This window comes from Candidatus Uabimicrobium amorphum (genome assembly GCF_009002475.1).
In the GTDB taxonomy this organism is placed as follows: domain Bacteria; phylum Planctomycetota; class Uabimicrobiia; order Uabimicrobiales; family Uabimicrobiaceae; genus Uabimicrobium; species Uabimicrobium amorphum.
Genome location: NZ_AP019860.1, coordinates 3037156 through 3049900 on the forward strand (window position 1 = coordinate 3037156; position 12745 = coordinate 3049900).

The window sequence follows — 12745 nt, forward strand, 5'->3', positions numbered from 1 at the left end:
AATCTTCACCATTTTTATTTCACAACATATACTAAAGAATTAATACTAAAGAATTAATATACTTTTTAAGGAATTTACTATGATCAGAATATTTTTAATGTCGTCTATTTTGCTATGTGGAATCTTGGCCAACTCACCAGCACTACACGTAAGTAGCTATGACACGGATGAGTGTATCCAGGTAGGTAAAACCACTCTTTACATCATCACAGTGCGCAATGAAGGAACGGCAATCTGCACACAAGTGGTATTGGAAAATTACATTCCCAAAAATTCGGCATTTGTAGGTATTAAGGGCGAGCACAAGCATGAATTTGTCGAAGGCTGTGTTGTTTTTTCTCCAATCGCATCTCTGGCCCCCGGCGAAAAAGTTACTTTCTACGTTCGTGTAAAAAGTACCGAGCTAGGTACGATGAAAAATACCGCGGTCATCTCTTGCCATGAACTACCTAAACCGATCAAAGTAGAAGAAATGACCACAGTGAGTGAAACACGCGAACACTGGGCACTGCACATTGCGAGTTATGACACCGAAGATCCTGTATTCAAGGTGGGTGGGCGTACGGTGTATGTTATAGAAGTTCGCAACGAAGGCCAAAAACCATGTGAAAATGTTGTCTTGCGCAACATTCTTCCCAAAGGCATGAAATTACAAAAAGCGACGCTCAATAAAGATGACACCAAGTACAATGTTCAAAACGATCATATTGTATTTTCGACGGTTTCTATTCAACCAGGCGAAAAAGTGACTTACAGAATCACCGTTGTCACTGAGCAGGCAGGCTTTTTCATCAATACAAGTTTGCTAGAGCTTGCAAATGGTTCTATTCACACCACCGAGCAAGAAGGAACCGTGGTGTTAGATAAGAAGTAGATATTTTCTTAGCTTCCATTAAAGCGAATGGAAGTAAGTTAGACGTGTTACGCCTCTCCCGTGGGAGAGGCATGAGGCTTGCTGCTTTCAGCAAAGCTGAAATCTGCAAGACGATGGTGAGGGCACCAATACGAAAACGATACTCTTTTCTTAATATAAAACACGCAATTTTATAGTATCTTGCAACTCTTTGAGTTCATTAATAACTTCAACATCGTAATTTTTATTTACGTCCGTGATCAAATAACCAATTTGTTCATTTGTTTTTAGATATTGTCCCACAATATTCAAATCGTATTTGGCAAATATGGTGTTTATCTTTGCCATAACTCCTGGTACGTTGTGATGAATATGCAACATGCGATGCGAATCTTTCTGCTGTGTCAGACTTATTTGCGGTAGGTTAACACTTAGTGACGAGTTACCGGTGTTGACATATTGTATGATGTGCTTTGGAACAAAGTCAGCAATATTTCGTTGTGCTTCTTCTGTACTCCCACCAACATGTGGTGTTAAAATGACATTCGCCATATTTTGCAAACACGTGGTGTAATCTGCCTGTTTTTGTTTGGGCTCTTTTGGATAAACATCAATGGATGCCCCAGCAATTTTCCCGCTTTCCATATTTTGCTTTAGAGCTTCGAGATCAACAACAGAACCACGGCTTAAGTTGAGCAAATATGATCGACCTTTCATTGCATCAAATTCTTTTGTTGAAAACATATTGGCATTTTCCTCGCGTCCGTCAACGTGGATGGAAACAACATCAGATACCTGAAGTAATTGCGCCAGCGACGTACAACTTTGAGCATTTCCCATCGCCAACTTTTCGTTTACATCGTAGTAATAAACTTGCATCCCCAATGACTCGGCCACTACGGATAGCTGCTGGCCAATATTACCATAACCAATAATCCCCAAAGTTTTTCCGCGAATTTCAAAACTATTCTTTGCGGATTTATTCCATTTTCCTTCATGTAACTGTCTACTCATATCGAAAGTTCTGCGCATTAGCATTATCATTTCACCAATGGCAAGTTCCACGACGCTACGCGTATTGCTATATGGCGCATTGAATACCGCAATACCTTTTTGAGCGGTTGCTTTCAGGTCAATTTGATTGGTTCCAATGCAAAATGCCCCAATCGCTAACAAGCGCTGTGCATTCTCTAAAACTTTTTTGGTAATTTTTGTACGCGAACGTATACCTAAAATGAATACATCTTTAATTTTCTCCGCAAGTTCATTTTCTTCTAAGCTACCAGAAATCAATTCCACTGGATAACCTTCGGCTCTAAGTTTTTCGGCAGCATCTGGGTGAATGCCTTCAAGAAGTAATACTTTGATCTTGTTTTTCGGAAAAGAAAATTTCATCTAAAATTCCTTATGGGGAAGCCTCACTACGTAAGGCTTCCTAATTTTTACTTGTACTGATACTTTTTTATCAATCTTCGAAAACGACGTAAATGACGTATATTATTTAGATCTGGATCTTGGCGAACATGAGCAAAATCACGGTACCCCAACTCGAAAGCTCGCGCAAGATAATCCAAAGCAAGGTCCTCATTATAAGTAATCGCCTCTACACATGCTAGGTTGTAATGACCAATAATACTATTTGGTTCCGTTTGTATTATTTTTTGCAGTATTTTACGCGCAATGTTGTACTTACCTTTTTTCATCAAATTAATCGCCTTTTGCATCAGCGCACCTGTCGATGGTGAATTGTGCGGTGGAATCGCTGGACGACGAACCGAAAACGTAATGCTTTTACTGCGTAAAATTCCATAATTTCGCGTTTGGACGATACCCACAATGCTATGTTGCCCTGGAGCCAAAGGATATTCCTGTATTGGATGGTACTGGTGAAAAAGCTGTACTTTACCATAAGCAGGTACAAGTTCTCGTCCAAGAACTTGTGTAAACACTCTTCCTTTTGACCACGTATAGCGATTATCCATCATGTAGTCTCCACGTAGACCACGTGAAAATTTTAACCACACCGCCCGAGAAGAGTTGTTAAATACCCATATTTTTACATTGGGCGACTCGTTGATTTCATATTGAGGCTTATCCAATTCCACCACAACTTTTAATTTTGTTGCTGGCGTAGGTGTGTAATAGTTGTAAGGGCCATACCAATATGATCTTTGTGTACGAATCTCCACCAACTCTACCCAGTATCTGTTACCGCGATTACAATAGTATGAAAACGCATTGTAACCGGGGAAAATTGGCCCATGAGAATATTTCGTGACAATATTTCCGTAATCAGTGGTACGATACTGCACGGAAAATTGAAGTTGACGTGGATGGAGCGAAGGAACTTGCTGCGCGTGATTATTGCGAAATTGCGTTTTGAAAAATGAACGATCATTGTTGCCATAGCTGTATTGATAGTACCCATACCACAAATCGACATTTAAAATAGAACCTTGCAAACGATACCAGTATCGTTTATACGGTGCGCAAACATAAACACGAACTTTTATATCGGCTGTTTCTTGTAAAGTGATCTCAGAAACTGCTGCTCCTAAGTGTGTCCACGTTTGTATTTTTTCCAGACCTTGTGGGTGTGAAGAGTGGCGCATTTGGGCCTTACTCGATAAATCGCGTTCTTTGAGAAGATTTTCGCGTTCTTTGAGAAGACTTTCGATTTGATCCTTTACATTATTGTCGGCAAACAATGCGATACAACTAAATAAAACAAAAAGAGTAATTTTTTTGAACATGCTTAGAGTCCTTAATCGTTATTGCCAGAATACAACTAGGCTTGGTGTCGCACACCAAATACATTTGAAACTTTGCAGATAATTATGATTTTTTTTTTGCAGCGAACCAAGCATATTTTTATTTTTTCGTTGGAAGTTTTTAAGCGCACTACTATAATTTTTATAGTACCTCAAATATTTATAACATGCCTTAAGACCCTAAAATCTCAGGAGATTATTTTGAACACAGCAGATATTTTTTTTCAAGCATACAGTAACTTTATGTTAGATATTTTAATTATCCTAATGTGGGGATGGGGAATTCTCTACTCACTAGCAAAGGTTACAAAGTATAAAAAAATGCTACTTGGGGCTTTCGGTTGTTTGGGAATGTTTCTTTATCACATTTACGAAGGGATTTCTCAAATTCCAGATACGCTTCTTGTTGTTATGCCCAATTTCCAAGATATCGTAAAAGTAAAAAGTGACATTGTCACTACTTGGCAAAATACAGGAATAGCCGATTACAATTTATCATTAGTACTTCTATTTCAAATTTGTATCGTTGCTGCTATTGCAGGGCGATTTAAAGCAGAAAGCGAAGTTGCTAATAGACAAACGGAAGAAACAGATGACATAGATTCTGCTGTAGATAATGATTTAGACCACTCAACTCACTATTCTTCTGAGTCTGAACAACATAGTCGCGATTTACAAAGCTCTGATGAATACACTTCAGAAGAGTACGACTCTGGTGAAGTCTCTGAGGAATACGCTTCCGAGGAGTATGCATCTGGAGATGTTTCGGAAGAATATGCCTCCGCGAATGACTCGGAAGAATATGCTTCCGCGAATGACTCGGAAGAATACGCTTCTGCAAGTGACCCTGACTCGGAAGAATATATTCCTGTAAGTGACTCTGAAGAGTACGCTTCGGGGGACTATGTTTCCGCGGAGTACGCTGCGGAAGAAGCATCATCAGCAGAAACAGCTTCAGCAGACTACGCACAAGACAAACAATACATAGAAGCATACTCGGAAAGCGAAGTAGGACAAGACACAGCAGAAAACTATGTGGCTATTGCATATACCCAATCGCAAAGCTCGGTTGCGGCAGAAGAAGCAGATGAAAGTTTTTTTGATGAAGAAGAAGATCCATTGGCCGATGATAGCGAAGAGATTCCGCCAACACATATAACATCCTCTTCTCCTATTGAAGGATATGACGATGACGTTGCTCGGGCACAAACAGTCTCTAGCGAAGCGGAAGTCATCATACCCACAAAGCCTAAAAGACAACGTGATTTCACCATGTCCTCTTCCATAGAAGAACTAACTGGTAGCTCGATGAATATTCCTTCGGGTCCAGACTTAGATGACGATGTAGAACCAACCATCGCATGTGATATGGAAGATTTAGTTAAGGAAGCGGAAGCATCCGGAGAAATCGCAATTCCCCAGCAACCAGACTTCGACGATGTGGAAGCTACAGTTGCCTGCGATATGAAAGAAATTGTTCAAGACCCTAGTTTTGAAGATGAAACATTTGCGAGCTTGGGTGATGATGCAGAAGAAGAAAAAGAAGAAACAAAAGAAGCGGGCGAAGATAATCGTTCTTTGTTGAGGAACCTACTACCTCCTGGTAGCAACAAACGAAACTAACAAATAAAAACGCCCGTAATGGGCGTTTTTTATGTTCCAAAAAAATGCTCGTTCCTAGAAAGAAACAAACATGTCTCAAAGAGAGCTAACTATATTGGGAACATCTGGACAAGTTCCCACACGCTATCGAAACCACAACGGTTACCTTTTGAAATGGGATAAACAGGGTTTTTTGTTTGACCCAGGAGAAGGTATACAAAGGCAGATGATATACTCCAATGTATCGACATCCATGATTACCAAAATTTTCATTACACATTTTCATGGAGACCACTGTCTGGGACTAGCAGGTTTATCGCAAAGAATTTCTCTGGATAAAGTTGCACACCCTATTGAAATTTACTACCCGGCTTCTGGACAAGAATTTTATGAACGTTTGCGAAAGTCAACAATATTTCACGATGTTGCACATATTATTGATTGTCCCATTTCACAAGAAGGGGTAATCTTTGAAGACGAAGAATTTGTGATTACCGCAAAGTTTCTCAGCCACAGTGTAGAAACTTTTGGATATCGCATTCAGGAAAAAGACAGACGAACAATGCTTGTGGATAAGTTAGCACAATTCAATATACAAGGGCCTAAAGTTGGAGAATTGCAGCGCAAGGGTTATTTAGATATTGATGGCGAACGTATATTGGTGGAAAATGTAAGTATTCCTAGAAAAGGCCAAAGCATGGCTTTTGTTATGGACACAAGAGTTTGTAATGCCGCAGAAGAATTAGCACAAGACGTAGACCTACTCATATGCGAAGCAACATACCTCAGTCAGCATGCCACAGAAGCAAAAGAGCGTGGTCACCTTACCGCCAAGGAAGCGGCAACAATAGCAAAAAACGCTGGTGTTCGTAAAGTAGTTTTAAGTCACTTTTCGCAACGTTATCCACATACAGATTTAATTTTACAAGAAGCAAAATCTATTTTTGACAACGTTCATGTCGCCAAAGACTGCGAAAAAATTGCCATGCCTAAGCGCAAAAAATAAACGTGGGCGTTATAACACGCCCACGCCTATTTACCAATCTTTATCACCCACAAATTTAGTATTCGACAAAATGCACACCAGCACAACTAAAGGTGCAAAAGTAACCGCAATGAGTGCAATAGCTATTTCACGCCAACTATTGGGTTTCAAAAAACAAATGCGGAACATCGCCCGCAATTGTAAAAAGGTCTCTCGAACATCAATCTTCACTTTACATCACCTTGTTTTACATACTCTGGTTGTATTAAATACACACTTTTGTGCGGCAGTTCCTCTAAAGGAACATAGTTAGGTATGACGTCGGGATACGGAGGATTTGTCCACAAAGAACGAAAGATCATACCTGAAACGAATACCACAATACCTATAACAAGGCACCAACGCGCAAAAGCTTCGGTTTCCTCTTCCTTTTGCTTTTTGTTGTCTGTTGCCATTTTTTTGGTTATTTCTTCATAGGTAACATCCATCTTAAATCCACAGTGGATACAATATGACTCGGTATCTGGCGTATCCTGATGGCATTTTATACACTTCATAGCAAAATCCCTTTACTTAATAATGTATTTACGTAATTTCGGAATATACTTTTTCAAGCGTTCATCGCGTTTACATAAGTAGTATAGATTATTCAACAAAATACGTTTGCTCGATAACCTACGTCCATTGCGAATGTAATCTTTCTCTTTTAAGGAAGAAATTAGTTTTGTTGTTGTTGCCACGTGAACCACAGCACGACTGTACCTTGCGAGAGCTGACAAATAGTAAAAATTGGCCAACGCAATGGTATCAAGTTCCGTAAATTCTTCCTCTCTCTTCTTTTTGCCAAGTATCCGGCCCGCAATTTTACTATACCCATCCAAAAAGCCACCAACTTCTTGCTTGGAGATTTTTTGTTTAATCAACATCTTGCAGTTCATCGACTGAGCATAGAGTTCGTTGCTTGAACTCGGGGGAATTTTATACTGCTTGGCCAAACGAAACTTCGCTTTGGAGTACGACTTTGAGTATATGTGAGAAACTCCCGTACCATGCTGTGCATATGCCCGAGATTTATCCAATTGCAAATCTTGTTGCGCTTTTCGCGAACGCGAAAATTCAATATACAAATGTTTGGCGAAAATTTTCACCTCATGTTCATAATTCGCCGCAAGTTGCATAACATTGTTGCGTTGTTTCTCTGTAAGCCATGGATAACTCAGTAGTTCGTCAAAAATATATCCAATATTCAAAACGATGTTTGGGTAAGTTCTATTGCGATATAGAAATGCTGTTCGGTAATATGTTAAAGAGCTCAAGAGTTTTTTGTATATATCTGTCGCTGCCGAAGATCCCTCTTTGGGAAATGGAGTTTGCTTCAATACATATTGTGCTTGCCAGTAATTTACCTCTCCCAAACCTGCATAAAGAGATAAACTAGACATTTTTGATGGCGCAGATTCCGACAAAAGTCTTTGCGCTTTTTGAAATTTTTCTAACGCTAGCTTCATATATGAAAGTGCTTTATCAGCGTCATTGTTGCGCTTAAAAAATTTTGACTGTAGTAAAAATAAGTGCCCGTGAAGAATATAAAAATCTGTTGTTTCAGGGTTATCGGATGACAGGACTTTAATTTTGCTTTCTAAGGAACGATACAACTGAGCGTTGTTTTTCGCCCCTGATCCGCTGTGCATATACAATTGGCACACAATGTTCCCGATTTGTCCAGCAAACGCATCTTCTCCAAAAGCGAATTCTTCAATTTGCGTATACATTTTTTGAGCATCTTTGTATTTCTTTTTGAAAAGCTGCATTTTTGCCGACAGTGCGATAGGTCCTACTTCTCCGTCTTGAATTTTCAACGCTCTTGAGAATTTATACTGTGCTTGCCCGTAGTTACCGGAATGAAAAAATACTAGTCCTTTAGAAATATTTTGATCGTACTGCATTTCACTGTAACTGTTAATTAGTTGCTTAATTCCAACGAGAAAAAGTACAGCTCCTAGCAGCAATATTCCTATAGATTTCGGCGTAAATTTATAGTTACCTATTTCCATGTGATTGTCCTTTGTAGAAATTAATTTCTTCCTAGAATACCTTTAATGACGTGCATCGATATTGGACCGAAATAACGACTATCGCTCAAATAAAGATACTTTCCTATAGAATTTCTCTTGTCGTGCAGTAGGTATACATGATCTCGAGGAATTAACATTTCAGGGAAATTCTCCTCAGGATTTATATTTGGTTCTGCGACATGGGATTCATCCACAACGTTACCATTGCGAATAAGTCGACCATTTTTTATGCCAACGGTATCTCCGGGAAGACCAACAACCCGAGAAAAGAATAGGTTGTCTTTGTCGCTTTCAACAGTAGCATTGGAAAACATATAGAACACCACATCGCCATACTCAAGTGATTCAAAACCATTCAGGTGTTTCCCCACCTTTACAGTTTCTGCTATATGGACGGCAAATTCCTCATAAGCAGGAGACATTTGTTCATGTTTTGCTGGAATACCAATCCAGTCGTAGGAACTCCACACAATAATCGCTACATCAATGATGATAAATAACACCGCAATCTGTGTGTAGAGTATCATTTCTTTTTTTCTTTCGCCTTCTTTCATCCGTTTATAACGAGGCTTCCATTTTTGTGTTTGGGTAAAAGACCGGTGTCAAACATGCATGTGGTCTACCTCGTATCTCCTTTCTGAAAATCAATAATGATTATCAAATACTGGCATCTGTAGTTACTTGCACAAAACCCCAAATCAACTTAAGGTTACTGTGAATGCCGACAAAGGTCTCCCTTCGAAAATTTATTAAATAAGATTATTTCTAAAATAATTATTCATTAGGGCGTGTCATCAATTAAAGTTTGTTTAATATTAAAATCATTGTAAATTCTAGCTAGGCGCTCCGAACGCATCATAACCAGTTTATTTAAATGAGGAGCAACGACGCTAGTATTTATAAGGGCTAAATAGTGAATGAAGGTTAATTGATGACACGCCCTATTGTTACAGCTTCTCGTTTTATTTTCAAGTATTCGTTGAAAATTTAGCAAACGCCACGTAGAGAATTCATTGCTCTACACTCTTGAAAGATGATATGATATTTACCTTGAAGTATTTAAATTTAGAAAGTGTCGTCAATTAAATAAATTTTCTTTTGGGTGGGATCCATACTAACAAGGAAAAAGGTATGTCGATAAAACTGAAGCTTGTTTGTAGCTTTCTGTTGATTGTGTTGTTGTCTTTGTGGGTTGGTTCTATGAACATCAACCATCAGCAACAAACTGCAGCGAAATTCAAACAAATCACGGCGGAAACAACCGCAGAAATTATCGCTTTAAATCAAATGAACTTTTATGTATTTTCCGTGATAAAAGATACACTAAAAATTCTAGTGATAGAAGTCTCAGCACACAAAACTCTCCGTAGTGAACAACAGCAAAAAATCCATTCGATCTACAGTATAAATAAAAATTTTATTGAATGGTCGCAAAAACTGAAAAACTCCATTACCAATAAAGCGCACCAAGAAATGTATATGCGAACTGTAAAACAAGGAGAAAAAATATTTGCGATCTGTTTACAGGTTATTTCTGAGCGTAGTACCCCTGATAAAGTCTTGCAATTTAAAAAAGAATTACAAGACTTGGAAAATAACTTTCAAAACTCCGTAAATCAGATAACCCAAATCAACCTAAACAACTTTGTGCGTGGAGATACGGAAGCAAAAGTACTTATTGACAAAAGTGTTACATACGGCATTTTGGGAATCATATTGACGACTTTTATTGCCGTGGTTTTGGCTTTATTTTTATACAAGGGAATTATAACCCCCATTAATTCGCTGAAAAAAGGAACACAACAAATTGCCAAAGAAAATTTTAGCCACTCGATTACCATAGAGTCATGGGACGAGTTTGCGGAGCTTGCCCAAGCGTTCAATCATATGGCGCGCATGCTAGAAAATCATCGCAAAAGAATTCATGAGCACACAAAAATTATTAGGAGTAAAAACCAAGATTTGGCAGAAGCCCTACAGCACAAAACCGAATTTTTAGCAAATATGAGCCATGAGTTACGAACGCCACTAAATGCCATGATTGGTTATACAACAATTACCTTAAAAGCTCTAAAAAACAAAATAGAAGGACGTCATTTACAAAATTTGCAATTTTCTCAACAAGCAGCCAAAACACTTTTACACCTCATTAACGACATTCTCGATTTTTCTAGAATAGAAACCGGAAAAGTTCGTATCACTCCTAAAACAGTAAACCTCAGAGAGGTAATCGAAGATTGTGCCATCACCACAAGAGGTATGTTGGTGAATAAACCAGTGAAATTAGAAATGGAACTATTCTCCAATATCCCTAAAATAAAAAGTGATCGCACAAAAATAGAGCAAATCTTACGCAATCTTTTGAACAACTCTGCAAAATTTACCAAAGAAGGTAAAATACAAATTCGCGCTACATACATGAGAAATAAAGACTCTATTTACCTCGAAATAGAAGATACAGGCTGTGGCATTCCCAAAGAAAATATTGACAATGTATTTGAAGTATTCACTCAAGTAGATAGCTCGACAAAAAAATCATTTAGTGGATCTGGACTTGGTTTGGCGATTGCAAAAAAACTATGCAATATGTTGGGAATTGAAATAGGTGTACACAGTGAAATTGACCGCGGAAGTATTTTTTGGTTGGTAATCCCCACACAGTTTTTTAATACCGAAAAAATAGAAGACGCAACCACCGCTCCGCAAATGCCCGTATTCAAAGAAGTTTTTGAAAGACCACAACACGCACAAAATCTCTCTCCAAAAAACAACAAAGCGGTTTTACATAACAGTCAAAGTGTTCACAACAATGTGGAAAATACGCCTCACACAGATACGGCCTTAGACTGCCGCGCGGACAATAAAATTGAAAATGATCCGAAAATAGAGAATAGTCAAAAGGAAAACAAACGCACAACAAATCAACAAACAAATATCGTCACAGAAAAAAAACAAAAATTGGCTATTGGGCAAAAAGATGTTATGATGCAAAATGTATGGGTCGGTTGCATCGTACAAAAAGAAACTTTTCAAACATTAAAAGAACTACTTGATGACTTGCCAATGGTCCTTGAACATATTGAAAGCGTAGATTCATTAATAGAATCGACAAACATGCAAACGCTGTGGGCAATCATTGTTGAATCAGACTGTGTTGGTTTTGAACATTTGATGCGTGTAAAAAATCACGAAAAAATAAAAAAAATCCCGGTTATTATGTGTAGCAAAGATCAGAGATCTGTAAAAAGCTGGGGGAAAATCGAACACATAACAAAACCAATTGATGAAGAGCAACTTGTAGACGTTTTAGCAAATGTAAATAAGAACAACAGTAGCGAAATTCTTGTTGTAGATGATGATAAAAACTGCCATACTATATATAGAAATATTATTGAAAGCCTGGGATACAACTATCATATGGCAACGAGCAGTGTTGACGCTCTAGAGTATTTGCAAAATAAAAAAAATCCTTTAGTTTGCATCGTAAATTTATTGCTGCCTGCGGGAAATGGTTTCAAATTAGTGGATAGTTTACGTAACACCCAAAATTGGCGTAAAATCCCCATCGTTGTTACTATAGATAAGGATCTATCTGCGGAGCAACAACAGCGCTTGGAAAAAGGTTCCTATTTGCTTTTGCAGAAAGACAATTTTGAAGACTTAAAGAAAAACGTACGCACAGTCATTAATGACATCGAAACTGCGCGTACCAGCACGATTCTCGTTGTTGATGACAACAACATGAATTTGGATTTAGCCTCCGGGGTATGCCAAGATGCAGGATACACAGTTTACAAAGCATCCTCGGCCAAAGAAGGCATTCGTATCTGCACAGATTACCGACCAGACTGTGTGGTCATGGACTTAGCAATGCCAGGCATGGACGGGTTTGAAGCAACACGCATACTCAAAAAAAATCCACAGACTGCTGATATACCAATCATTGCGTGCAGTGCATTTGCCATGGATGAATTTCGCAAACGTGCTTTTCAAGCAGGATGCTGTAATTTTATTGTAAAGCCAATTAGCCCAGAAACATTTATAACACAAGTAAAAAAAAGTATAATAACCGACCAAATAAGAAGGATGCGTAATGAAACAGATTTTGTTGGTAGATGACTCGGAAGATGTATTGTTTCTTGTACCAGCAATACTTGAAGAGATGTACGAAGTACACACCGCAACTAATTTTAGTGATGTGAACCGCTGTATTTCTTCACAAGAGATAGATCTTATACTCATGGATGTCAACATGCCTACTCTGCAAGGCGACAAAATGACAGAAATGCTAAAAATGTGTAAACAATCACAGGAAATTCCCGTTGTTCTTTTTTCTGCCATGGACGCCGATGACTTAGAGGAAAAGGTCGAACAAGTGGGAGCAGACGGTTACATTTGCAAAACTTTAGACGACGAACTGCTTCAAGTTCGAGTCAAACGCTTTTTCGAGAAAGAATAA

Annotated in this window: 11 protein-coding genes; 5 read left to right on the forward strand and 6 right to left on the reverse strand. The window is 38.5% G+C overall.

All coding sequences use genetic code 11. The annotated features are described in order from the left end of the window. Nucleotides 1-79 precede the first annotated feature (79 nt). A complete protein-coding gene (locus tag UABAM_RS10780) occupies nucleotides 80-874 on the forward strand; it encodes a DUF11 domain-containing protein (RefSeq protein WP_151968010.1) in 795 nt (264 codons plus the stop codon). Nucleotides 875-1024: 150 nt separating this feature from the next. Here UABAM_RS10780 and serA read toward each other — a convergent pair whose 3' ends face one another. Further along, nucleotides 1025-2248, reverse strand: a complete 1224-nt coding sequence (gene serA, locus UABAM_RS10785) for a phosphoglycerate dehydrogenase (RefSeq protein ID WP_151968011.1) — start codon at nucleotides 2246-2248, stop codon at nucleotides 1025-1027. Between the two features lie 47 nt (nucleotides 2249-2295). Then, nucleotides 2296-3606 (reverse strand): TPR end-of-group domain-containing protein, encoded by a 1311-nt coding sequence (locus UABAM_RS10790; protein WP_151968012.1) that lies wholly within the window; start codon nucleotides 3604-3606, stop codon nucleotides 2296-2298. 219 nt (nucleotides 3607-3825) lie between these two features. Here UABAM_RS10790 and UABAM_RS10795 point away from each other — a divergent pair, with 219 nt between their 5' ends. Next, the gene (locus UABAM_RS10795) at nucleotides 3826-5247 is read left to right on the forward strand and encodes an ICP22 family protein (RefSeq protein WP_151968013.1); all 1422 of its coding nucleotides are present in this window, start codon (nucleotides 3826-3828) and stop codon (nucleotides 5245-5247) included. 70 nt (nucleotides 5248-5317) lie between these two features. Further along, entirely contained in the window at nucleotides 5318-6232 is a 915-nt protein-coding gene (locus UABAM_RS10800) for a ribonuclease Z (protein ID WP_151968014.1), read from the forward strand. A gap of 30 nt (nucleotides 6233-6262) precedes the next feature. Here UABAM_RS10800 and UABAM_RS10805 read toward each other — a convergent pair whose 3' ends face one another. From UABAM_RS10805 to lepB, 4 genes are read right to left on the reverse strand one after another with little or no spacing between them, the layout of a single operon-like run. After that, nucleotides 6263-6442, reverse strand: coding sequence for a hypothetical protein (locus UABAM_RS10805; protein WP_151968015.1), 180 nt, complete (start codon nucleotides 6440-6442; stop codon nucleotides 6263-6265). Then, nucleotides 6439-6768 carry a hypothetical protein gene (locus UABAM_RS10810; protein WP_151968016.1) on the reverse strand — a complete coding sequence of 110 codons (330 nt, stop codon included), beginning with the start codon at nucleotides 6766-6768 and terminating at the stop codon, nucleotides 6439-6441. The genes UABAM_RS10805 and UABAM_RS10810 overlap by 4 nt, the downstream gene beginning before the upstream one ends. Nucleotides 6769-6780: 12 nt before the next feature. Beyond that, nucleotides 6781-8265, reverse strand: a complete 1485-nt coding sequence (locus tag UABAM_RS10815; protein ID WP_151968017.1) for a hypothetical protein — start codon at nucleotides 8263-8265, stop codon at nucleotides 6781-6783. A gap of 20 nt (nucleotides 8266-8285) precedes the next feature. After that, the gene (gene lepB, locus UABAM_RS10820) at nucleotides 8286-8813 is read right to left on the reverse strand and encodes a signal peptidase I (RefSeq protein WP_173013244.1); all 528 of its coding nucleotides are present in this window, start codon (nucleotides 8811-8813) and stop codon (nucleotides 8286-8288) included. Between the two features lie 604 nt (nucleotides 8814-9417). On the opposite strand from lepB, the gene UABAM_RS10825 reads away from it, so the two are divergent. Then, nucleotides 9418-12405 (forward strand): response regulator, encoded by a 2988-nt coding sequence (locus UABAM_RS10825; RefSeq protein ID WP_151968019.1) that lies wholly within the window; start codon nucleotides 9418-9420, stop codon nucleotides 12403-12405. After that, nucleotides 12380-12745 (forward strand): response regulator, encoded by a 366-nt coding sequence (locus UABAM_RS10830; RefSeq protein WP_151968020.1) that lies wholly within the window; start codon nucleotides 12380-12382, stop codon nucleotides 12743-12745. Before UABAM_RS10825 ends, UABAM_RS10830 begins: the two co-directional genes overlap by 26 nt.

Bases quoted from the DNA above. Each gene is read 5' to 3' on its own strand.
- UABAM_RS10780 (WP_151968010.1), top strand. From the start codon at position 80: ATGATCAGAATATTTTTAATGTCGTCTATTTTGCTATGTGGAATCTTG.
- serA (WP_151968011.1), bottom strand. From the start codon at position 2,248: ATGAAATTTTCTTTTCCGAAAAACAAGATCAAAGTATTACTTCTTGAA.
- UABAM_RS10790 (WP_151968012.1), bottom strand. From the start codon at position 3,606: ATGTTCAAAAAAATTACTCTTTTTGTTTTATTTAGTTGTATCGCATTG.
- UABAM_RS10800 (WP_151968014.1), top strand. From the start codon at position 5,318: ATGTCTCAAAGAGAGCTAACTATATTGGGAACATCTGGACAAGTTCCC.
- UABAM_RS10810 (WP_151968016.1), bottom strand. From the start codon at position 6,768: ATGAAGTGTATAAAATGCCATCAGGATACGCCAGATACCGAGTCATAT.
- UABAM_RS10815 (WP_151968017.1), bottom strand. From the start codon at position 8,265: ATGGAAATAGGTAACTATAAATTTACGCCGAAATCTATAGGAATATTG.
- lepB (WP_173013244.1), bottom strand. From the start codon at position 8,813: ATGATACTCTACACACAGATTGCGGTGTTATTTATCATCATTGATGTA.
- UABAM_RS10825 (WP_151968019.1), top strand. From the start codon at position 9,418: ATGTCGATAAAACTGAAGCTTGTTTGTAGCTTTCTGTTGATTGTGTTG.
- UABAM_RS10830 (WP_151968020.1), top strand. From the start codon at position 12,380: ATGAAACAGATTTTGTTGGTAGATGACTCGGAAGATGTATTGTTTCTT.